The following is a 22,998-nucleotide window of genomic DNA, read 5'->3' as shown; positions in this document are numbered from 1 at the left end:
ATCCCGCTGAAGCGGGATAAACAATATTCAAAAATATCCATCATAGTTCTATTTGCGTCATCAATTCGATCTCTTCAAGTATTGAACTTACTTGAGTGCACTTCAATAATTCTCCAACAAACACTATGGCTTTACCAGAATTATGCACTTCCCAGGTTAACGCTTCCGCCTTTGATAAATCGCAACCTGTTGCACGCATTATCTGAACTATGACCTCGTCGAATGTATGAACCTCATCATTGAATAAAACAACCTTCGCCGGTGGCTGAATTTCTTCTTCAATACCTTTTAATTCTTCGTGTTCTACTAATGGATTGGCTCCTGCCATCTATCTATTCCATAAATTTGTACAAAATTTCTATTGGAAAGTAGCAAAATTTGATGAATTTTACAAAATAATGATATTGACTTTTGCTTCGCGAAGGAATATATTGAGTTAGATTGATTCAACAAGAAAACTCAAATGCCTAAAAGAATTATTCAATTCTTAATAACCTTAAGCTTTTTCATTCTTCCGTTCGTTGAGATTGTAAAAGAAGAGAAGCAGTGCCCACTTGAGCATAATGAAAAATCCGGATTTACCGGTGCGATGAAAAGTTTTGAATGGTGGTATGCTCAACGCGCATTACCCGGAGAGATGATTCCTCAAAAAGCTTTTCAAAAAGGCGTTCAGCAAATTCAACAATTTAGGCAACTTAATAAATTATCACCGCGATCGGTAAATAGTATAGAGCCATGGAAGGCATTGGGTCCATATAACATCGGTGGAAGAATTCTCGCTCTTGCAATCGATCCGCGAAATTCAAATATAATTTGGGCTGGTTCTGCAAGCGGAGGACTTTGGAAATCGACACAGGGTGGCATCGGCTCGGGTGCTTGGAGTTATATCAATACAGGTTTTAACACATTATCAGTTAGTGCAGTAGCATTAAATCCTTTAAATCCTGATGTAATGTTTATTGGAACCGGTGAAATAAGTTTGTACTTCCGTCCTTTAATTGGAACTCCCGGCGCTCGTGCATCTTACGGTATGGGAATTTTAAAATCAACCGATGCAGGAATCTCTTGGAACCAAACAGGATTAACTTGGATATTCCCAGAAATAACCGCTGTTCAAAAGATTGTTATTAATCCTCTCAATCCCAACACAATTTTTGCTGCAACAAGCGAAGGTGTATTCAAATCAGTAAATGCGGGTTCATCATGGATCCGATCCGATACTATTTTGATGGCAATGGATTTAGTAATGAGTCCGGCAGACACAAATCATTTGATTGTTTCGCACGGTAATTTGAACTCGTCTCCGAATCCAGGTTTATATAAAACTACAAATGGCGGATCATCCTGGTTTCAATTAACCAACGGTCTTCCTGCGGTTAATTTCGGACGGACATCGCTTTCTTACGCTCCCTCTAACTCTTCTATTATCTATGCCGGAATTTCGAATGCTTCAACAGGCAGCATTCTTGGATTGTACAAATCTACCGATAATGGAAACAGTTGGAGTTTAAAGTCAACCGTAAACTTCGTCGGTTCGCAAGGATGGTATGATAATGTAATATCTGTTCATCCGAATAATCCCGATTCAATTTATTGCGCCGGACTTGATATATACCTATCCACAAACGGCGGCGGCATGCTCAGCAACATATCAACTTATGTTGTTCATGTGGATCATCACGCAATCGCATTTGATCCATTTAATCCGAGAGTTGTTTATTATGGAACCGATGGCGGTATCTTCAAAACTTCCGATGGTGGTGCATCTTTCTTGAGTTGTAATTATGGATTGCAGACTACTCAATTCTATCCGGGATTCGCGAACTCGCCGCAAGATTCAAATATTGCCATAGGAGGACTTCAGGATAACGGCACGCTTAAATATTGGGGATCTCCATATTGGTTCGATATATTTTATAATGACGGTGGCTGGTGTGGAATAGATCCGACAGATAAAAACATAATGTATTTTGAATATCAATATTTAAATCTTTACAAATCAACTCAAGGCGGAAGCGCGGCATTTCCGATTGTAAACGGTCTTGCCTATGGATCGAACAATGCGAATTTCATTGCACCTTTTATAATCGCTCCTTCATCCCCGAATATTTTGTATGCCGGAAGCAGGAATGTTTACAAGACTGTAAACGCAGGAACGAACTGGTTTGCTTCTAATGGTCAAGCTACACTTAACGGTACGAATATCGCTTGCATCGGAGTTTCCCCAGTGAACGCTGATTATGTTATTGCCGGAACCGGTACCGGCGCACTTGGTGCGACTCCGAGGTTTGAAATATTCTCCAGTAGCAATGGCGGGTCTGCGTGGACAAATGTAACTAAGCGGTTGAATGGAACCGATAGTTTACCTAATCGCTATCCCACAGATATTGAATTCGATCCTTCGGATAACTGTACAGCATATCTTACATATTCCGGTTATGGAACACCGCATATATTTAAAACAACTGACCTTGGAATAGTTTGGAAAAATATTTCAGGTAATCTACCGGATATTCCGCATCAGGCAATCTTTGTTGATCCGGAAGCACCTGAAAATTTATACGTAGGAACCGACTTGGGCGTTTTTCATTCGTCTGATGATGGAGTTACGTGGGAAGAATATAACGATGGTATGCCCCCTGCAATGGTGTTGGATTTAACAATCTCAAAAGCCAACAATAAACTCCGTGCTTCCACATTCGGGAACGGGGTGTACGAACGCTCTATGATTCGTCAGCCAAAGTTATCTCTCACCTATCCGAATAGCGGTGAAATTTTCGCAGGAGGTTTTGCTGAATCAATTACCTGGAAGCAACGATTTCTAGAACAAGTAAAACTTGAATTTTCATCGAACAACGGCATAAACTGGACATTGATTGCAGATAATATTCCGGCTCAACAACAAAGTTTTAGCTGGACGCCACCTGATACATCAACGACTGAAGCTCTGATACGAATTGTTGATATGGATTCAGGATTACTGATCGATTCAAGCGATATGCCTTTTTCAATCATTATTAATCCGGATTATTTTAAAGGATGGAATCTTGTTTCCCTGAATCTTTCCGTTGCCGATCCGCGTGCAGAAACAGTTTTCCCGACAGCGGTATCCAAACCGTTTTCATTCAACAATAGCTATGTGCTAAGTGATTCACTCTTCAACGGACTTGGCTATTGGATAAAATTTTCGGAACCGCAATTTGTATCAATAACCGGAGATTCGATATTATCCGATACAATTGATCTGAAAGTCGGATGGAATTTGATTGGCTCAATTTCCAGGAATGTTCCGATTACTGACATACAGCAAATTCCTGATAGCATAGTAACATCCCGTTATTACGGATACAAATCATCTTATTCAGCAACTGACACATTAAAACCACGATATGGGTATTGGGTGAAATCAAAGTCAGAAGGTAAACTTATTTTATCCGCATCCTCACTATCGAATTTTAAATCATCAACATCAGAAGATTTTTCCGGATGGAATCGTTTAACGATCTCGGATAATTTAAACAATAGTCAAACACTTTATTTCGGTTCGCATGAGACGGTTAGAAGTATCAATATGTATGATTTGCCTCCCCTTCCGCCCGACGGTTTATTCGATGTACGATTTGGATCGCAGAGAAATATTGAAATAATTCCCAGCAATTTTTTTTCGAGAATATCTTTACCGATTGAGATTCAATCTAATTCTAACTCTCTGAAAATGGATTGGAATATTTTTGACGAAACATCAGTGTATTCTTTAGCCATCTCAGATCGACAAGAGGTTGAAATAACTGGCAATGGTTATACGAGTATCTCATATTCCATATCGCATATCTCTTTAAAGATTGATCGCAATAATCCAGTCGCTCCCCTTTCTTTCCAACTCGAACAAAATTACCCGAATCCCTTCAATCCGATTACAAATATCAAATATCAAATATCCAAAATCGAATTCGTAACGTTGAACATATATGATATTCTTGGTAAAGAAGTGACAACTTTAGTAAACGAAGTCAAGCAACCCGGAGAATATCCTGTGTCGTGGAATGCTGAAGGATTACCAAGCGGTATTTACTTCTGCATAATATCGGCAGGGAAATATGTTGATATAAAAAAGATGTTGCTTATCAGATGATAGACCACTAAATAAAAAAGCCGGCCCTGTTCCTCAGGATCGGCTTTGATTGAAATATAATTAATCTACTCACATATTTTTGATTATCACATCGCCGAACTCAGAGCATTTTACTTCCTTTGCCCCTTCCATCAGACGTGCGAAATCGTATGTAACATATTTCGATTTTATAGCTCCGTTCAATCCTTTTATTATCAAATCAGCCGCTTCAAGCCAGCCAAGGTGACGGAACATCATTTCACCGCTTAGGATAACCGAACCCGGATTCACTTTATCAAGATCGGCATATTTTGGCGCTGTGCCGTGTGTGGCTTCGAAGATCGCGTGTCCGCTTACATAATTTATATTTCCACCCGGTGCAATACCGATTCCGCCGACTTGCGCTGCAAGAGCATCACTAAGATAATCTCCGTTTAGATTCAACGTTGCAATCACATCAAAATCATCGGGACGGGTTAATACCTGCTGAAGTGTGATATCCGCAATCGCATCTTTAATCAAGATCTTCCCAGAAGCGAGCGCTGATTTCTGCTCTGCATTCGCCGTGTCTTCTCCTTTGTCTTTCTTTGTTTTTTCCCAGTGCATCCAGGTATAAACTTTTCCACCGAATTCTTTCTCTGCCAACTCGTATCCCCAGTCGCGGAAAGCACCTTCGGTATATTTCATTATGTTACCTTTATGAACGAATGTTACCGATTTTCTCTTTTGATCTATCGCATATTGGATCGCTGCTCTTACTAACCTTCCCGAGCCGTGTGCCGATACAGCTTTCAATCCTACTCCGACTTTCACATTTGATTCATCTGGACGCCCAATAGCTCTAAGCCAATCGTTTACTTTCGCATTTGTTCCGAATCTGATTTTTTTAAACATGTCAGGAAATTCTTTTCCGAAGAAATCCAAAACCTTCTGAGCTTCAGGTGAACCTGCCACGAATTCTATTCCCGCATAAATATCCTCCGTGTTCTCACGGAATATAACCATATTAACTGCTTCCGGCTTCTTCACCGGAGAAGGAACACCTTGAAAATATTGAACGGGTCTTAGACAAACGTACAAATCCAACAATTGTCTTAATGCTACATTCAACGACCGTATTCCACCGCCGATAGGTGTTGTTAAGGGACCTTTTATACCGACGAGGTAATCACGGAATGCAGTAACAGTTTCATCGGGAAGCCAGGTGTTGAATTGTTTGAACGATTTTTCACCCGCGTAAACCTCCATCCATGCAATTTTCTTTTTTCCGTTGTATGCTTTTTGGACTGCCGCATCCATCACTCTTACGGACGCGCGCCAAATATCGGCTCCGGTTCCGTCACCTTCTATAAACGGAATGATTGGATTATCGGGAACATTTAATTTCCCGCCACTGATAGAGATCTTTTGGCCATTTGAGGGTACCTGAATTTGAACACCTGCCATTTTAAATTCCTTTCTGAATATTTTATAACGTCATTTTGAAGACATGAAGCAAATTAACTTTGTGTATATACCAAAATTTCGAATAAAAAACAATTCAATATATATGAATAATATTTTTGAGCAGTCAGATTATTCATCTAAGTACATTCGAATATCTATTGCTTTAGGTATTGACTATTCCTATTTAGGATATATTAATCGGTAAGAGTAATTTCATCAACATTAATAATAATTTAAACAAAATATCAGTTTGATTCTTTTTAGAGCTTTGTGTATATTGTCTCTCGAATTTATCAACAAAACTCGCTATTACAAAGGAACCTTCATGAAAAACTATACGATTTTTGCACTCCTTGCAGCTATTATAACCTTATTTTTCATCTTCACAGGTTTTCAATGCTCATCGCAGGAGATGACCAGCGCAAAACTTTACATCCAGAGACAAGATTGGGAGACCGCCGAAAAATGGCTCAATCAAGAAACAGAAAAAAACCCGACTAACGCCGAAGCATGGTGGCTTTTGGGAAATGCTCGTATGCAACGTGCTGATTTTAAAAAATCTCTCGAAGCGTACGATAATTGCTCGAAGAACAGCAATGAATATGACGAGAGAATTTCACAAGCCAAAAAATATATTTGGGGTCAATCACTCAATAAAGGTGTGGGTGCTTACAATCAAAGTCTTACAGATTCCACAGGGAAAGCTCCAGATTTCAGGAAGCAAGCACTCGAAAATTACAATATCGCGTTGAGCATTAATCCTGACACATTCATTACCTATCAGTACATCGCTATTGTACACCGTGCTGATGGAAATTTTGAAAATGAAATTTCAACTTTGAAAGAAGGAATGAAACATAACGCTCCTTCCGATCTTCACATTTCACTTATAAATGCTTATTTACAAAAAGCACAAGCTGCGGAAGCAAAAAGCAACAAACAAGAAGCAGCTGTTGATTATAACAACGCGATTAGCGCCATCTTAGAAGCACGTAAATTAGATCCTTCCAATGCTGAACTGTTGACTATAATGATAGACCTTTATATCCGCACCGGTAAAGCTGATGAAGCTAAACCCTATATTCGTGAAGCTATCGCAAAAGATCCGTCGAATAAAACTTATCAGTACAACCTCGGTGTTCTACTCATGCAAACCGATTCACTTGATGAGGCGATAACTCATTTCGAAGCAGCTTTACAGACCGATCCCAATTACGATGTTGCACTTCAGAATATCGGCGTTGCTTACCTTCGAATAGGCGATAAGATGAAACAGGCAACTCAAGGGCAGGATATGAAAAAGAATGTTGATAAAACATATATTGAAAAATTTAAGAAGTCAGTCGGATATTTTGAAAAATTATCTGAAATTAAAAAAGACGATCCTGCTGTTTTAGATTTGTTAGCATCAGCGTACGCGAATGCGAATATGTTGAAAGAAGCAAAAGCGGCACTTGAGAAAGCCGACTCTCTCAGGAAGAAATAATTTAGCATAACAGTTTTATGCCCTTCTTCATCAAACAGAGGAAGGGCATTTTCATTTTGATAAGAAAGGAAATTTATGGCTCAACAAAATCAACCGCAACAGCAGATAAGCATAGAACTTGGCGAGAAAGAAGCTGAGGGAATATATTCTAACCTCGCAATCATAACACACTCCCCTGCCGAATTTGTCATCGACTTCACTCGCGTATTACCCGGTGTACCGAAAGCGAAAGTGCATGCCCGCATAATTACAACGCCGCAGCATGCAAAGTTATTATTGAACGCTTTACGCGACAATATAGATAAGTTTGAAAAAGCTTTCGGCGAAATAAAATTGCAGGGCGACCCATCGCCAAGCGGTTTCGGTTTCCAGCCGCCAACTACAGGCGACAAGGTACATTAAAACAGCAGGTTGTTGGGAGGGAGTGTCCCACTACCGGCCTGTTAGTTATATATGCGGATCGGGGCAAAGTTCCCTCCCAGTAAGAGTAGTTTATGTGCGACTCACCTCCATCCAAGATTCAAATGTGTAGGTGAGTCGCACTTCTGTTATAATCCCTTTCGACATTACGACAAAAGCTATAAGGATTGCGGCAAAGCATAGGTGAACCGCGACGAAACCTACATGCATTGCCACGATGCATGAATGAACTGCGGCAGGACATAACTGAGTTGTCACGATGCAGAACTGAACTGTGGCAGAGCAGAACTGAGTTGCCACGATGCAGAACTGAACTGCCGCAGAGCAGAACTGAGTTGTCACGATGCAGAACTGAACTGCTGCAGAGCAGAATGGAGTTACGGCAATGCATAACTGAATTGCGATAATTCAACATAGGATTATACCCAAAACGACTTGTTTTTGCATGTAGCGATCTTGACCCCTCAAAAACAAGCAAAATACTAAGGTGACGTATTTGAACCTTGTAAGATTGACTTGACCTTCCCCGAAAAACCTGCACAAGGTTTCTTAACTTAAACAAGAAATTGCTCTGGATTTTGCTTGACAATTAGCAGGATGTTTCATAATTTAAACATCACGAAGAAATGGGTTGATATTTAGAGAACTCGCGCGTAGTGGAAGTTGTTTTAGGGATATTTAGAGTGCGCGAGTATGATGATGAGCTTACATGAAAGACGAATATAAAATACCTGATGAATCACAAAAGTTGCTTAAATCCGATAAATAATGGATCGACTAAAAAAAATAAAAACGACATATGTCGTTTTTAGAGATGTTATACGCCATTTGCAACTTCACATTTAAAGGTCAAAAAATGAATTCAAAAAATATTTTAGCCATAGCTTATAAAGTCTTAAGTCTTTATTGCCTTTTTCTTTCGCTAAATGTTGTAAGAATAATCGTTCAGGTCTTCTCATATTCAGGAAATAATAATACTGAAATGCCATCGTTTTGGCTTGCCCTCATTCCTTATTTTCTACAACTCCTTTTCGTTATAGTATTATGGTTCCGTGCTGGAAAACTGAATGAGGACACTGAAATTGTTTCCTTTTCTGGAGATTTTAATTTTCATCAGTTATATATTGTAGCGTTTACAATTTTAGGTGCATATCTTTTTGTTGACGCATTGACTTCCCTCGTCTTCCAACTAATTAATTCTTGGGTTATGAAAGATTTTAACTATGATAAAAAACTGAGTACTGCACAAATGCTTTCGATCGTACTTCCAAGTATCAAACTTATTTTATCTCTTTTTGTGATTTACCGTGCTAGTGATATAGTAACAATAATTAACAAACTGCGGCAGAAGTCAAAGCTATCAACGGAATAATAATAAAGTTGCAAACGGCGCATAACACGGCAAACAACAACGCTGGAAAATATCATGATCAGAAAAAGCCTCGCTCAATATTTTTGTTCACGACAATGAGAATTATAGGTTCATCACGAGGTGATCCCTTTGGGACAAAAATATTGCGTTGTTTGCCGAGACGTTAGCCGCAATGCCCATAGCATGGCCAGTTTTATCAATGTAGAAAATTGAGAAAGGATAATCTTATGTATCGACATCGGCTGTTCAGGCTTTTCTTTGGTGCGTTGTTCTTATCTCTCTTCTTTAACTCATATTCCGTTTCACAGACTCGTCCCGAAAAGGTTGGATACTGCGAAGTTCCCGGCGGAAAGATATGGTATAAAATTACAGGTTCCGGTACGCAGCCGCCCCTCATTTGCATTCACGGTGGTCCAGGAGGCACCAGCTGCACTTTGTCACTGCTTGATTCGCTTTCTGATGAGCGTCCGGTTATTCGATACGATCAGCTTGGCGGCGGTCGTTCCGACCATCCTACAGATAGTACACTTTGGCGCATCGATCGGTTTGTTGAGGAACTGAGCACCCTTGTAAACCATCTTCAACTCAAGGAGTATCACCTTTATGGTCACTCATGGGGCGCATCTCTTGCAGTTGAATACATGATCACAAAGCAACCAAAGCACGTAAAAAGCCTGATTCTTGGTGGCCCGCTTATTAGTACTCCTCTGTGGATCAAAGATGCCGCTATTCTACTTTCCACATTACCCGATTCGATACAGGACATTATCCACAAAAACGAGACTGCCGGAACAACGGATTCACCTCAATATCAAAAAGCCATTGATGAGTACAATAGACGATATCTCTTCCATAAAAATCCTCATTTGCGACCGTCAGAGTGCGAAGGTGTAAAGTCTAACAACTTCATTTATAAATTCATGTGGGGACCAAGCGAATTCACGGCGACGGGAAATCTAAAGTTCTTCAACCGTGAAAGTGATTTACACAAGTTAAAGCTGCCGGTTCTCTTGATTGTCGGTGAATATGATGAGGCACGTCCTAAAACTGTCGAGCATTTTAAACAGTTAATTCCCAAGGCAACTCTCGTGGTAATTCCAGAAGCGGGTCACGTGGGACTTGTTGATCAAACAGTCCAATACATTAAACAAATCCGCCAGTTCTTAAAAGGTGTGGATAGCCAATGAAACTTCGACAATTGATAATGGGCACTGCGGCTAACACAGCAAACAACGTCGCTGGAAAAATCAGAATGATGAAAAGCTTGGCTCAATATTTTTGTTCACGACAATGAGAATTATAGGTTCACAAAAACATTGCGTTGTTTGTTTCCGGAGTTGCTTTTCCGAAAAACATCTTGTTTTCTTCAAGCAAAAATGTCCAGCTTTCAAAGACGGTTTCCGCAACTCTCCAAATCACTATTTATGGCAAAAATTGGAAAGACTCAATCCACGGAATTCTAACCATAAAAAACGGGAAATCAATATTATATACCACCAGCTTCACAAATCTTTTCCCTGAAGAAAAATACTACTACGATGTGGAACCACCACCTGACTGCAAAAACTATGACACTTGCTCTTTAATTACCTTAGAACAGAGGACTATGTCCAATTTTTCATACCGGCATCATACTATAAAGATCAAGCCATATTGGTCTATTTTCCTGTGCTTAACAAACTCTTTGATGTCGATATTGAGTGATTGTGGAACAAGGTGATGAAAACACAAGCGTTGAATTCAACCAACCTGCACCTGCACTGCATCTAACAAGCATAAAAATGAAACAGAAATTTACAAAGTTAAATCAAACGTCCTGCAATGTTGAACATACTGTTGCTCTCAAGAAATTTATTTATTATAGTTCGCAACAGTACGTCATTTTTATGCGAGACGTTAACCGCCATTTGCCGAAAGGAAATCGATATGGACCAACAACAAGTTCTTAAAAGAATTCAACTGGAGCTTCGCCTGATCAGGATATATGCATTGGTAGCAACTGCATTCATGATTGTAATGTGGTTTGCCGGGTTCACTCAAAAAACAAACCAAAAGTTCGACGAGATCGATGTCCAACGCATCAACATCGTTGAGAAAGATGGCAAACCCCGACTCATTCTTTCAAATAGGGAACTCGCTCCGGATTTGATAATAAAGGGGAAAACCCAGCAACGGGCAACAGGAAGAAACTCTCCCGGTATCATTTTCTTTAATGACGATGGAACCGAAAGTGGTGCGTTGATGAGTGCCAGTAGCAGAGGAGAAAGCGGTTCGTATACTGCCACCTCAAGGCTTGTATTTGATCAGTTTGAATCCGATGAGTTGATGGCGCTCCAGTATATCGACGAGAGTGGTAAGCGATATGCAGGCCTGTTTCTCTGGGATAGACCTGAAACTCCTATGACTCCTGAGATTCAGCAACAGATTCGGGCAATCTGGAAAATGCCTGAGGGGTCAGAAAAGAACAAGGCACTTAACAGACTTGACTCTCTAGGTGTGTACGAATCAGAGCGTGTCTTTATAGGTAAGACACAACGAAAGTCGGCCACGGTAAACCTCTCAGACCTAAAAGGGAATACTCGTATTCGTCTTTGGGTTGATTCACTCGGAACACCAAGGCTTGACTTCCTTGATCAGAATGGCGGAATAACTTATCGGCTTCCAGACTCAGCCCGAGCAAGTAGCCAACATTAAGGGCGTAAAACTTTATCTGTCGGCAAACGGCGGTTAACAGCAGGCATTACGATGCTCACTTTTTTTGAAAATGAAATTACAGAGTTCGCTCCATTTGTTTTGCCGCAGATGAATTTGTCATTTGATAGCGGCAAAACAAACGGCGTAATGCCTGCAGACGTTAGCCGCCATGCGCCAAATTCTAAAATAAATATTTAATGATCTATGGATACCTATTATATAGTTTTTAATGTGATACCAACTAAAGAGGGTAAACAACTTTCCAATATTGATGGTGCACTCGCTCATGTTTTTATTGTTGACACCTCGTCAGAAAATGCTCTTGAACTTGCAAAGGATTATCTATCGGTTTATAATTGGGAGATCGTGTCAATAGATCAAAAACCTGTTGTGATAACTGTCGAGCAAGCAACTCGGTCGGAAGTTGGATTAAAATGTTTTCAGCGAGCTCAACGTGATAAAGCTTATGGTTTCTTTGTTGGGTGGACAAAGGACGGGAAGCTTGGTGATCCCGTAGAAATTGTGAAATTGCGTCCATGATATACTCCGATGAATTTGGCGCACGGGCGTCTAACAATTGTAAAAATGTTTGTGATTTAAGTTTTGTTTTCATATTTAAAATTTATCGTTAAGAATATTCATGTTTAATTTTCAAGTTCAATCAGTGCCTTCACTCACGATAAATGATTCTATTGCGGGTTCGTTCCGGCACTGCATTTTTACAAGGCACGTTATACGAAAATTGCTTTGCACAACAACAGTTTCAAGTCGATACATCCATAATACACTAACTCAGGATTTAATAATATGAAAACCACAAACCTACTTATGACCATTTTAATCATCGCATCCATCCAAGTACTATTCTTCGGAAGTGCGATATCTCAAAATTATTTCAGGTCAGACTTGCCAGAACTAATACCATATCGGGCTGGGGATAGATCTGGATTTTGTGATCGAAATAAGAAAATTGTCATTCCTTTGAAATATGATTATTGTGCACCATTCAACGAAGGAATTGCTGCTGTAAATCTAAATGGCAAGTGGGGTTTCATTGACAAAAATGGAGTCGAAAAGATAGCGGTCAAATATGATCAAGTTGGTTACCTTAATAGAGGTTTCGTGAGGGTAATCCTCAATAAGAAAGAAGGAGTTTTATACAAAGACGGGAAGCAAATAACTCCAATCAAATACGACGCAATTCAAGTTCCACTATCAGCTTCCCAACTGAAGCAAGTATCCACTAATTTATACCAACCGCCACCTTTCGAAGGCGGCATAGCATTCGTGAAGATGAATGGGCGCTATGGGTTGATAGATACGACGGGCAAAGAGTTAACGTCAATTGAATACGAATTTATTTTCTTCGATTCTTCAGGCACGTTGGCAAAGATGGGTAAGGATAACAAATATGGCGTCATAGATAATAAGGGGACAGAAGTCATACCAATGAAATATCGAACTATAGTTTTTACAGATAACCTCTTCGGTGTAGAAATGAACAATAAATATGGAATAATAGACAGAACTGGCAGAGAGATTATTCCAATACAGTACGACAATATAACCCAATTCGTCGAGGGTATGTCATGGGCGCAGATTAATGGACTCTGGGCGCTCTTCAATCGAGAGGGGAAAGAAATTATTCCTCCTACGTATACAGAAAAGAGTAATTTCATGGAAGGAGTCGCATGGGTGAAGCTCAACGGATTCTGGGGAGTAATAGACAAATCTGGCAGAGAAATTATTCCATATAAATATGAAGATTGGGGGGACTTCTATCATGGCATTGCATGGGTGCAATCGAAAGGATTAATGGGAATCATTAACAGAGTAGGTACATGGATCGTCTTTCCAAAGTACGACGGTGCAAATTTCTTTAAAGAAGGTAGTGCTGCAGTTCAGCTGAAAAACCGATGGGGTTTCATAAACGAAAACGGTGCGGAGATAATACCAACATATTTTGACAAGGTGACTGTCTTTCACAACGGATTTACGATGGTTGAACTGAATCAACGCTGGGGATTCTATGACAAAGAAGGATCTCAGATCACACAAGTAAAGTTCCTCGATGTAAGAGATTTCAATGAGGGGTTTGCTGCAGTTATGGATACAACATACAAATGGGGGTTCATCAATTCTCAAGGAATCGAGGTCATACCACCTAAGTACTATGATGTCGGCGACTTTGAAAACGGGTTGGCATTTGTTAGACCCTGGGCTCCACAGGGAAGTGGTGGCTATATTGACAAGAACGGAGTGGAATATTTCAATACTAAATAAACAATATTTTCATAACATAGATCGCCGCAAAGCAATTTCGCATAACAGCAACAAAAATGTAAAATGAACCATTGCTCCGCTCACAAGAAATTTATCAACAAGAGTTCGCTCCGCAACAGCATTTTTGTTGCAGACGTTGTGCGCCATGCAGCAACAATAATAGTTATAAATCAATCACCAGATTTTATTAGCAATCTATTATGGATCCTGAGAAACTCTATTCCGAATTAACTGTTGCTGTGATCGACAACTTCCTTGCCCAGTCCCAAGAGGAACACCTCACGCTCGACTTCAAGGTTGTTAACCGCCCAGATCTGAGCCATTCAGACGACAAGAAAAATCTGGCAAAGGCATTGTCCGGCTTTGCAAACTCTAGCGGAGGAATTATTATTTGGGGTGTTGATGCTCGTAAGAATACCGATGGTGTTGATTGTGCTTGTGGAAAGAGAGAAATCAAACCGTTATCGTTATTCATATCACGACTAAATGAGCTCACGGGCGAGGGTGTCTCCCCAACGGTGTCCGCAGTAAGACACCGATCAATAACAGTGGCTGAAGACTCTGGATTTGCAGTAACGATTGTCCCAGAAAGCGAATCGTGCCCACACATGGCAAAACTGGGAGAAGATCGCTACTACAAACGAAGTGGAGATAGCTTCTACAAGATGGAACATTACGACCTCGAGGATATGTTCGGCCGTCGAAAGAAACCCAAGCTGAACCTGATCACAAAATTCGCTTTTGCAGGTGGAGGAACAAACGCAGGAAGTAAGCATGTCAATGTCCAAATCACATTTGCCTTGGAGAATGTTGGGAGGGGTCCAGCAAAAGCTCCTCTTTTGGCTCTTACAATAAAGAGTAAACATCGACTCTCCGAATATGGTATAGACGGAAATTGGAACTTTGGGCTCGATAAATTACCTCATGCGACAGGATCGCTCGACCATCTTTTCGGTGGTTCCTCGATCACGGTGATTCATCCCGGCACCTACCGGGAGGTCTGTGCGATCACATGCAACATCAATCAGTACGCTACACAGGCAGAAAGTATTGTCGTGGACTATTTACTTGCATCAGAGGAAACAAAAGCTACTTCAGGTGAATATGTAATACGAGGTGAAGACATTTTTCAATTTGCACTATCTCAATTCACGAAGATTAGATGAAACATAGCTTGTACAATTACTGCACGGCGCTTAACACGGCAAACAACGACGCTTGCAAAATCTAAATTATGAAAAACACTCGCTCAATATTTTTGTTCTCGACAATGAGAATTTTAAGTTCACAAAAATATTGCGTTGTTTGCCGAGACGTTGTGCGCAATGCAGTCCAAATAATTTAGTTTGATTGATTTCGATGAATACGAATTTTCTCCTAACTACACTTTTGGTTTTGAACATTATGAATTCGCCTCATCTCTCTTCCCAAGAGCGACGAGATTATCTCTGTGGAAATTTTTCGTATGGCAATGGCTTTGAAATTCTCAGAATACATATTAAATGTGATTCTACTTTTGAATGGAGTGAATTCCATGATATGGGAGGATGGCGACCATTGACAAAAGGAAGGTGGAACTCTTCGGGTGATACTGTATTCCTCACCACACCCGTTCAACCTAAGATAATTCAAGTAGAAGAAACAGTAGAAAGCACAGATAAAATCACTATTACTTTCTTTGATAAGTACAGTCGGAACATCACCGAAGATGTCCCCGGCATTTGGAATCTTCATATCAACGGCAAACAGCAAAATCCAGATTTTTCTATAGAAGATTCAACCCTCATTAGAAGATACATGGAGCCATATGATTCACATAATATTACTTTTGCTCGGACGGGGCAGAACAACCCTCTTAATACAATAGACTTTTCATTTGATCGAATCCTATTGTCTTACATAGTCAAGAATCCACATGCATCTTCTTTTAACTTTGTACTAGATTTGCTTCGTTCCGATCTGGCAAAAGAACAAGGGTTTGTCGGTCAAAGGCGTTTTTTTATGAATGAGCCTCTGCTTTACCATGATAATGGTTATCATCTTAGCCATGATAATAACTGTTTTTATAGTCCGATAGCTGACACTGCCGGTTTCAACATGAATTATCCATTGAGGAGATATTAAGAAACCCAAATGAACTGCACTGCGCACAACACGGCAAATAACGTCGCTGGAAATGTCAATGTATGAAAAGCACTAGTTCAATAGTTTTGTTCGTTCGAATGAGATTTGTATGCTCACAAAACTATTGCGTTATTTGCCGAGACGTTATGCTCATTGGTTTGCACGAAAAGTTATTTGAAAGAAAAAGTGAGTACCTATGAAGACAGAAGTCACTAACAAACGACCGTTTATTCGAGCGATCTGGATTATAATGGCACTAGTATTAATTTTTTACGGTAGCACATCTATCATTCAAGGTAAAATAAATTATCTCAATTATTGGGGCGGATTAGTTTTCGCACCTATTGTAACCCTAGTTGGTGTGTTTTTGTTATTCATGATAATCTTTCGATGGAACCAATTTAATAAGTGGGGTTCAGAAAAAAGCAATGCCGACAAGTTCAGATAGTCATAAAGATTTGCGCAAACCACTGCGCATAACAAGCAAAAACATGACGCTTAAGCAAAGTTTCCTGAGCGATTCTTCGACATTGAGTCTCGAATCGCTTCCCGAAGGGATCCCCTTGGGACAATGCCGTTGCTCAAATAAAATTAGTTCATTATATTTCGCAACGGCAATGCATGTTTTTGCAAAACGTTCCGCAGTCATTCGCTCGTCCCGCTCTAGGAGCGGGATCACGCGAGTGAAGACAAAGGAATAACAACACTTATTCATAATCTTATCTTTATAATCAATAATTTGCGGTTTATCTTATCATTTGATACTTTACGAAGTATTATTTTACTTTTGCTCATTTAAAACAAAAAGAGGGATAACTTCAATGAAAAAGATCTTTGCAATAATTTTTTTATCAGCCATCGTATTCACACTTCAGGCACAAGTACCTGTTAAAAAAGATTTAATGCCCTTGGTAGATAATTATCCTTATCCACCTGCCAACGCCAAAGAGGCATTTTCAAAAGTCACTGTTACTTCAGAATACGGGACACTGAAATGCGGCACCGATAAATTATTTGAAGCAATAGATAAAGAGTTAAAATACATCGAAGCGGAGTACACCGCTCAAGAGAAAAACCCTTCCAACTTTATGCCTAAAGGAATAGATCCTAATGATATGAAGAAAATGGCTGATCCTGAGATGAAGAAGAAAATGAAATCGATGAGCAAAGAAGATAAAATGAAGATGGCAATGGAGATGATGAAATCGATGCCCGGTGCAGCCAGCGGAGAAATGGATCCACCCCCCGTCCGTGACGCATTGAATGAATGGCAGAAGATTTATAACGACACACAGAACGAATTTAACCGTTCAGTGGCTGAACAGCAAGAGGAAATAAAACTTGGAACGGAATACGAGAAACAACATAATGATATCAACGAATGGGAACAAGCGGAGATAAAGAAACTCCCGCAAATAAGCGGAGGTGAAATGAGCGCACCCGATCCGGCAATGCTGAAAGCTCTTAATCTGAAAGCAGCAGACAAACATATAGCCGCCGCAAATAAACGACTTGAACAAATTAAAACACGATGGCAGGCATCGGTTGACAGAATTAAATCCAGGTATACAACTTTCTACAAGAAACTTGTTGCTGCAGATTATGCCTCGGGAACAAAGAATTTCTCTTCTAAAAAAATATTATCCGACGCTCAGATGATAATATTTAAAGATATCGCTTCTCAGGTACAGATCTCGCGAAAAGCTTATGAGGATGCGGCCATGTGGCAAGCACGAAAGAATGATATTGAAAACAAGAAATATTAAAACAATAATTGAATTGTTAAATTATGTGTGAATTCTGCACTCAGCACGGCGAAGGTAAAGTCTGGTATTTAAATGCCAAGAACTACTCGACAGATTTACTCAGCGATGCAAAACGGAATAATTTCATCGAAACATTTTATGATGAGGTGATTCGAAAAGGGAACCGCGAAGTATCGATGCTTGAGAAACTGCTTTTCGGCAGACTTGAGTTGCCGCAGAAGATAAGAAATAATATAACCACGAAGCAGAAAGAGATGCACTTTGGTCAGGTGTTGCCTGTTGAGGATGTTAATAAAATATTTTCTATGGCGAATTCGATCACACGCATTGCCTGCGGTTGCGCATGGGCAAAGGAGAAAAAAGAAAGTCGCGTTTGTTTCGGTGTCAGCTTTGGTCCACCGGATTGGTACGATGGTATCGATATAGAATATTTCGGTAATCCAGCTAATTCGATAATGGACAAAGTATCACTTGATGAAGCGCTCAAATCAATCTTAGAAACAGACAAGCAAGGAATGGTACACAGCGTTTGGACATTTGAAACTCCTTTCATCGGAGCAATCTGCAATTGCGATAAACAATATTGTCTTGCAATGCGGATGACTCTAGGACTGAAAGCACCTGTAATGTTCAGATCTGAATATATTGCGGATATTTATCAAGATATATGCAACGGCTGCACGGCTTGCGCTGATAGATGTCAATTCTCCGCAATCTCTTATAATGGAGAAAGCAAAACTTGCGTAATAGATAAAAGTAAATGCTACGGGTGCGGCGTATGCCGCGAGCAATGTCCGTATGAGGCAATTAAATTAACATCGCGAAAAGATGATACAGTTGCTTCGTTGATTTGGTAATATGAGACTAGATAAATTTATAACATAAGAAATTATTTGGAGGAATTATCCATGAACAAATATCTAAGAATTACATCAATCGCTTTTTTAATTGTTGCACTTCTTAACGGATGCGAGAAGCAAACTCAGATTGTTAATTCAATACCGATAGATAATAGTAATGATCCGCTGATTCCACTGGCAATAGGAAATAGCTGGTACTATAAAGATATATTCACCACAGATTCAGGCACTTTCACACAATATTATAATATCTCGATCAAAGATACAGAATACTTTCAAAATCGTTGCTGGTATCTGTTATATGATAGCCGTGATACAATTAATCCAAAAGCTGTATACACGATTAGTAATGATAGTATATTATATCCTAACTGGACAGAAGGAGGATTTTATCCGCCTCCGCAATATTTAAAACCTACTGATACTGAGATTGTACAATTTATTGTACTTCATGGATGCAAGGGGAACACTAGAAGGGCAACTAAAGTGAAAAATCCCGTCATTCTACCCAGAGGATATTTTCGGAATTGTGTTAAGTTTCAGAACAATCCATTCAAAGATGATGTGTATGAAATTCTTTGTCCAGGAATAGGTATCGTCGAGGATATTGATTTATATAATAAGCCTTATCGAAGAACTTATTTAATTAGTTATCGGCTTTATTAAATTGGAGCTATAATAATATTATTTTTACAATTTCTTTTTAAACTCCTGATACTTCGCATTGAAAGTATTCGCTTCAGTTTGAACTGGATTTCCCATCTTACTTAAAACATCATTCACATGCTTTATTCTATCTTCATCAAGCGGGTGTGTTGATAAAAATCTTTCAAGCGTTCCACCGCTTTTACCTCCCCTTTTACCCTGCATCTTTTTGAAGAAAGAAGTTATGGCTCCGGGATAATAGTTTGTGCTTGTAAGATATTTAATTGAGAATTCATCTGCTTCAGTTTCATCTGAACGGCTGTTCGCAAGCAGAGCGAGACCTGTAAAAAGATTCGCGGTAATCTCTGCGACCTGCGAAGGTTTTTCACCTAAAACCAAACCGAGAAGAATTTGCGCGCCGTAAGTTTTCGTCATCCGCTTGGTTGCGTGACGGCATTCCGCATGCGCGATCTCATGGCCAACCACACCGGCAAGCGTTGCTTCATCATCAATGAATTTCATTAATCCGGTGTAAACGTAAATGTATCCGCCGGGTGTACAGAATGCATTTATCACCGAGTCATTCGCGATAATTTCATACTGATATGCGTACACTCCCCGTTTTTGAATCGCGGGCGCGGCGAGAATTTTATTGCCGATTGAAGCGATGTATTCCTTCACCTCAGGGCGTCCAGTGAGAATCGGATACTCTTTCGGGTTTTTACGGATTTCCTCATCAACCTGCTTACCAAGTTTCATATCTTCAGCATCGGGGAAGATATTAACAGCGCAACTGAACGCGAACAAGATCATCGTTGCGATGATAGTGTATATTTTTGTTCTATAATTTTTACTGATCATAATATTACCTTTCACTTAAATCTAATAAATAATCTTCTCAAGAGTTAACCCTTTTGCCGGCGCGGCAGTTCCCGCTTCCGAACGATCTTTCTTTTCAAATATCGATAGATATGATTCGAATGAAACATGCCCCCTTGCAACATCGACCATCGTCCCAACCAACGCGCGAACCATGCCGTGTAAAAATCGATCCGCCGCGATGTCAAACCGAAGTAGTGCACCTTCTACCTTCCACGCTGTTTCGATAATATTACAGCGATGATGGTCTACGTCGGAGTTCGCTTTGCAAAATGATTCAAAATCATGTTCACCTATAAGCCGGTTTGCGGATTTTTCCAGTAATCCGATATCCAATTTATAATTCAACTGCCATGATATATTTCTCAGCAAAGCAGTCGGTTCACGGCTAATCAAATAGGAATAATAACGTGCTTTCGCGCTGTACCGAGAGTGAAATTCCAACGGTACTTCTTCAATCTCATGAATAACTATGTCTTCTGGAAGTAAACCGTTTAATCCATTTCTGATTTCATCCAACGGACGGTTTATTGAAGTTCTGAAATTCGCCGTTTGTCCGCGGGCATGAACACCGGCATCTGTTCGACCTGCGCCAATCACGTTCACTTCCTCGCAGAGGATTCGATTAAGAACCGATTCAATTTCCCCCTGAACGCTTTTACCGTTTTGTTGGCGCTGCCAACCAACGTAGCTTGTGCCTTCATATTCAACAATGAGCTTTATGTTTCGCATCTTCGCGCTCATTATTCGACTAAGAATAAAATGGGATGCATTTTAAAAATTCTTTGAGAGAGATATCATAATCCCCTGCGGATTATTTATCCCTCCGATCACTTTCGCGTTAATATCTATCAGGTTCGAAGCTTGAAGATTATTGTTAAATGACCGCGCGCTCAGCACCGAATGCACCGCGCTGACAAGATGATTGATACCTATCGCCGCTATTACAAAACTGACATTATTGAATGCCTGATCGCTTGACACACGCAAATCGCGGTAATGTTCACGATTTGATTTGGAATCCCAGTACCAACCGACAGGATAACGCTCATCATAAAGCTTGACAATATCGCGTTTTCTTAACATATCGGTATTGTAATCTTTCACACTCTGATAATCACCGATGTCAACAAAATATTGATCGTCCTGTCCAACAATCGATATACCTGCATGCTGAACAGCGTAATCGCGAGCATCGTTCCGTACCCATGTACCGTAGCTGTCAAAACCGATCAAGGTTATCCAGAGTGCTCCTTCAGCAGCGGTGAAATATTTTCCGGTAGAATAATTTCCAAGGTATAGATCGCCCATCCCCGGCAACAAAAAAGAGTACAACCCCGCGAGGAATACGCTTTTCTCTCCACCATCGGCGGTTGAAACCGGCGGTAATATCTGAATCGGACGCTCAACATTTTTAGGTTGATAAATAAACTGTGCTGGTTGCGCGGATAAGCCGGTGGTGATAAATAAAAGAACAGCGATAAATTTCATACAGACCTCAGTTATGGTAATATGCTTTGAACATTTGATTATTTTGATTGAATAAGTAGCACTGTTGATATTTATTTATCCCTTTCTCCGAAACAGATTTCATTATCGATACGGGTGATTGTTATATTTTCGATATTATTTACCATACTATCGTCCCCTGTTGTCTCTACACGAATGTAATTTGTGGTCAAACCTGTAATTTTATTCGCTTGCATCTTTCCTTCAAAAAGGACCGGCAAAGATTTTCCTATGAAGGAAGAGTAAAAATTCCGGCGCTTCTTTTGACTTAAAATCCGTAACCGTTCATTTCGCTCATGCCTGATTTGATGATTCACCGGATCCGCGAAGGTGAGTGCGTCTGTGTCAGGTCTTTCGGAATATGTGAATACATGAAGATACGAAACCGGCAAATCAACAATGAATTTATATGTTTCTTCGAACAATTGATCCGATTCACCAGGGAATCCGACAATAACATCAACTCCGATTCCCGCGCTTAAATCTTTTGCGCTGATATATTCAACAATCGATCGGTAATCTTGTGGTAAATATCTTCGGCGCATCTTCTTCAGAATATTTTCACTACCGCTTTGCAATGGAATATGGAAATGATTGCAAAATTTTTGGGAAGCAAGCATAAAATCAACCATCTCACGCGTAAGCAGGTTCGGTTCGATCGAACTTATCCTGATTCTTTCAAGTCCTGCTATCCGCTCCAATCCCTTCAGCAGATTTATGAAATTTGTTTCAATCTTCTTGCCATAATCGCCTACATTGACTCCGGTCAGTACAATTTCTTTAAAACCATCCTGAACGATTTTTTTCGCTTGTTCGATGATTTCGGTTTCAGTAGCGCTTCGACTTGCTCCGCGCGCCAGCGGAATTGTACAAAAAGCACAAGTATAATCACATCCGTCTTGTACTTTAAGAAATGCCCGGGTCCTGCCACCGATCTCACTTGAAAAAGCTGGATGGAATTTATCTGCCTCATCTATACACGAGACAAAAATCTGCGGAACCGATTTCTTTTTCAGTCCGTTGGTGTATTTGAACAGATCAAATTTCTCCTGAGAACCTAAAACTAAATCAACACCTTCAATAGCCGATATTTCATGGGGTTGCAGCTGGGCGTAACATCCTGTAACAATAATGAATGCATCTGGCGATTGCCTCAATGCCCTGCGGATTATTTGCCGGCATTCCCTATCGGCTCTTTCTGTAACTGTGCAGGTATTCAACACAACAACATCGGCAGGTTGACCGGCAGCTACTGTTTCAAATCCTCTTTCAACGAATTGTTTCCCGAGAGTTGACGTTTCTGCGAAGTTCAGTTTGCAACCGAGTGTATGAAATGCGACCTTCATCATGATTTAAAATACAAAGAGTTGCCTAAAAAGACAACTCTCTGTTTTATTCCTTCA

At 40.1% G+C, this 22,998-nt stretch carries 24 protein-coding genes; 17 read left to right on the top strand and 7 right to left on the bottom strand.

Annotated features, from left to right (window positions below; translation table 11 throughout):
• Positions 1 to 40: 40 nt before the first annotated feature.
• Positions 41 to 328, bottom strand: coding sequence for an ATP-dependent Clp protease adaptor ClpS (locus HZB59_05920; protein ID MBI5020955.1), 288 nt, complete (start codon positions 326 to 328; stop codon positions 41 to 43).
• A 135-nt stretch (positions 329 to 463) separates the two neighbouring features.
• On the opposite strand from HZB59_05920, the gene HZB59_05915 reads away from it, so the two are divergent.
• Positions 464 to 4,132 carry a T9SS type A sorting domain-containing protein gene (locus HZB59_05915; protein MBI5020954.1) on the top strand — a complete coding sequence of 1,223 codons (3,669 nt, stop codon included), beginning with the start codon at positions 464 to 466 and terminating at the stop codon, positions 4,130 to 4,132.
• A gap of 69 nt (positions 4,133 to 4,201) precedes the next feature.
• Here the strand turns inward: HZB59_05915 and icd are convergent, their stop codons facing one another.
• Positions 4,202 to 5,542 (bottom strand): NADP-dependent isocitrate dehydrogenase, encoded by a 1,341-nt coding sequence (gene icd / locus HZB59_05910; GenBank protein ID MBI5020953.1) that lies wholly within the window; start codon positions 5,540 to 5,542, stop codon positions 4,202 to 4,204.
• Between the two features lie 340 nt (positions 5,543 to 5,882).
• On the opposite strand from icd, the gene HZB59_05905 reads away from it, so the two are divergent.
• Both HZB59_05905 and HZB59_05900 read left to right on the top strand, forming a co-directional pair.
• The gene (locus tag HZB59_05905) at positions 5,883 to 7,043 is read left to right on the top strand and encodes a tetratricopeptide repeat protein (GenBank protein MBI5020952.1); all 1,161 of its coding nucleotides are present in this window, start codon (positions 5,883 to 5,885) and stop codon (positions 7,041 to 7,043) included.
• 75 nt (positions 7,044 to 7,118) lie between these two features.
• Positions 7,119 to 7,445, top strand: coding sequence for a DUF3467 domain-containing protein (locus HZB59_05900; protein ID MBI5020951.1), 327 nt, complete (start codon positions 7,119 to 7,121; stop codon positions 7,443 to 7,445).
• 90 nt (positions 7,446 to 7,535) lie between these two features.
• Here the strand turns inward: HZB59_05900 and HZB59_05895 are convergent, their stop codons facing one another.
• On the bottom strand, positions 7,536 to 7,805 hold the full coding sequence (locus HZB59_05895) for a hypothetical protein (protein MBI5020950.1): 270 nt from the start codon (positions 7,803 to 7,805) through the stop codon (positions 7,536 to 7,538).
• Between the two features lie 514 nt (positions 7,806 to 8,319).
• On the opposite strand from HZB59_05895, the gene HZB59_05890 reads away from it, so the two are divergent.
• The 14 genes from HZB59_05890 to HZB59_05825 all read left to right on the top strand — a co-directional run bounded on the left by HZB59_05890 (position 8,320) and on the right by HZB59_05825 (position 19,228).
• The gene (locus HZB59_05890; protein MBI5020949.1) at positions 8,320 to 8,835 is read left to right on the top strand and encodes a hypothetical protein; all 516 of its coding nucleotides are present in this window, start codon (positions 8,320 to 8,322) and stop codon (positions 8,833 to 8,835) included.
• A gap of 227 nt (positions 8,836 to 9,062) precedes the next feature.
• Positions 9,063 to 10,022 (top strand): proline iminopeptidase-family hydrolase, encoded by a 960-nt coding sequence (locus HZB59_05885; GenBank protein ID MBI5020948.1) that lies wholly within the window; start codon positions 9,063 to 9,065, stop codon positions 10,020 to 10,022.
• A gap of 519 nt (positions 10,023 to 10,541) precedes the next feature.
• Positions 10,542 to 10,784: a hypothetical protein gene (locus HZB59_05880; protein MBI5020947.1), complete on the top strand. Its 243-nt coding sequence runs from the start codon at positions 10,542 to 10,544 to the stop codon at positions 10,782 to 10,784.
• A 40-nt stretch (positions 10,785 to 10,824) separates the two neighbouring features.
• A complete protein-coding gene (locus tag HZB59_05875; GenBank protein MBI5020946.1) occupies positions 10,825 to 11,529 on the top strand; it encodes a hypothetical protein in 705 nt (234 codons plus the stop codon).
• A 51-nt stretch (positions 11,530 to 11,580) separates the two neighbouring features.
• Entirely contained in the window at positions 11,581 to 11,727 is a 147-nt protein-coding gene (locus HZB59_05870) for a hypothetical protein (GenBank protein ID MBI5020945.1), read from the top strand.
• A 6-nt stretch (positions 11,728 to 11,733) separates the two neighbouring features.
• The gene (locus HZB59_05865) at positions 11,734 to 12,069 is read left to right on the top strand and encodes a hypothetical protein (GenBank protein ID MBI5020944.1); all 336 of its coding nucleotides are present in this window, start codon (positions 11,734 to 11,736) and stop codon (positions 12,067 to 12,069) included.
• Between the two features lie 267 nt (positions 12,070 to 12,336).
• On the top strand, positions 12,337 to 13,812 hold the full coding sequence (locus tag HZB59_05860; GenBank protein MBI5020943.1) for a WG repeat-containing protein: 1,476 nt from the start codon (positions 12,337 to 12,339) through the stop codon (positions 13,810 to 13,812).
• A gap of 239 nt (positions 13,813 to 14,051) precedes the next feature.
• Positions 14,052 to 14,978 (top strand): ATP-binding protein, encoded by a 927-nt coding sequence (locus HZB59_05855; protein ID MBI5020942.1) that lies wholly within the window; start codon positions 14,052 to 14,054, stop codon positions 14,976 to 14,978.
• A 238-nt stretch (positions 14,979 to 15,216) separates the two neighbouring features.
• Positions 15,217 to 15,936, top strand: a complete 720-nt coding sequence (locus HZB59_05850) for a hypothetical protein (protein MBI5020941.1) — start codon at positions 15,217 to 15,219, stop codon at positions 15,934 to 15,936.
• A gap of 196 nt (positions 15,937 to 16,132) precedes the next feature.
• Positions 16,133 to 16,384 (top strand): hypothetical protein, encoded by a 252-nt coding sequence (locus tag HZB59_05845; GenBank protein ID MBI5020940.1) that lies wholly within the window; start codon positions 16,133 to 16,135, stop codon positions 16,382 to 16,384.
• Positions 16,365 to 16,637, top strand: coding sequence for a hypothetical protein (locus tag HZB59_05840; protein ID MBI5020939.1), 273 nt, complete (start codon positions 16,365 to 16,367; stop codon positions 16,635 to 16,637). Before HZB59_05845 ends, HZB59_05840 begins: the two co-directional genes overlap by 20 nt.
• Before the next feature lie 120 nt (positions 16,638 to 16,757).
• Complete coding sequence (locus tag HZB59_05835) at positions 16,758 to 17,702, top strand: hypothetical protein (GenBank protein ID MBI5020938.1); 945 nt, start codon at positions 16,758 to 16,760, stop codon at positions 17,700 to 17,702.
• 23 nt (positions 17,703 to 17,725) lie between these two features.
• Entirely contained in the window at positions 17,726 to 18,559 is an 834-nt protein-coding gene (locus tag HZB59_05830; protein MBI5020937.1) for a 4Fe-4S binding protein, read from the top strand.
• A gap of 51 nt (positions 18,560 to 18,610) precedes the next feature.
• Positions 18,611 to 19,228, top strand: a complete 618-nt coding sequence (locus HZB59_05825) for a hypothetical protein (GenBank protein MBI5020936.1) — start codon at positions 18,611 to 18,613, stop codon at positions 19,226 to 19,228.
• Positions 19,229 to 19,252: 24 nt separating this feature from the next.
• Here HZB59_05825 and HZB59_05820 read toward each other — a convergent pair whose 3' ends face one another.
• The 4 genes from HZB59_05820 to mtaB all read right to left on the bottom strand — a co-directional run bounded on the left by HZB59_05820 (position 19,253) and on the right by mtaB (position 22,944).
• Entirely contained in the window at positions 19,253 to 20,068 is an 816-nt protein-coding gene (locus HZB59_05820; protein MBI5020935.1) for a M48 family metalloprotease, read from the bottom strand.
• A gap of 21 nt (positions 20,069 to 20,089) precedes the next feature.
• Complete coding sequence (truA, locus tag HZB59_05815; protein ID MBI5020934.1) at positions 20,090 to 20,818, bottom strand: tRNA pseudouridine(38-40) synthase TruA; 729 nt, start codon at positions 20,816 to 20,818, stop codon at positions 20,090 to 20,092.
• Between the two features lie 42 nt (positions 20,819 to 20,860).
• The gene (locus HZB59_05810; GenBank protein MBI5020933.1) at positions 20,861 to 21,577 is read right to left on the bottom strand and encodes a hypothetical protein; all 717 of its coding nucleotides are present in this window, start codon (positions 21,575 to 21,577) and stop codon (positions 20,861 to 20,863) included.
• 71 nt (positions 21,578 to 21,648) lie between these two features.
• Complete coding sequence (mtaB, locus tag HZB59_05805) at positions 21,649 to 22,944, bottom strand: tRNA (N(6)-L-threonylcarbamoyladenosine(37)-C(2))-methylthiotransferase MtaB (GenBank protein MBI5020932.1); 1,296 nt, start codon at positions 22,942 to 22,944, stop codon at positions 21,649 to 21,651.
• Positions 22,945 to 22,998 lie beyond the last annotated feature (54 nt).

It is taken from the genome of Ignavibacteriales bacterium (assembly GCA_016214905.1).
Classification (GTDB): Bacteria; Bacteroidota; Ignavibacteria; order UBA10030; family SZUA-254; genus PNNN01.
Note: the sequence above shows the minus strand (reverse complement) of the source record. Positions and strands in the feature narration are given on the sequence as shown.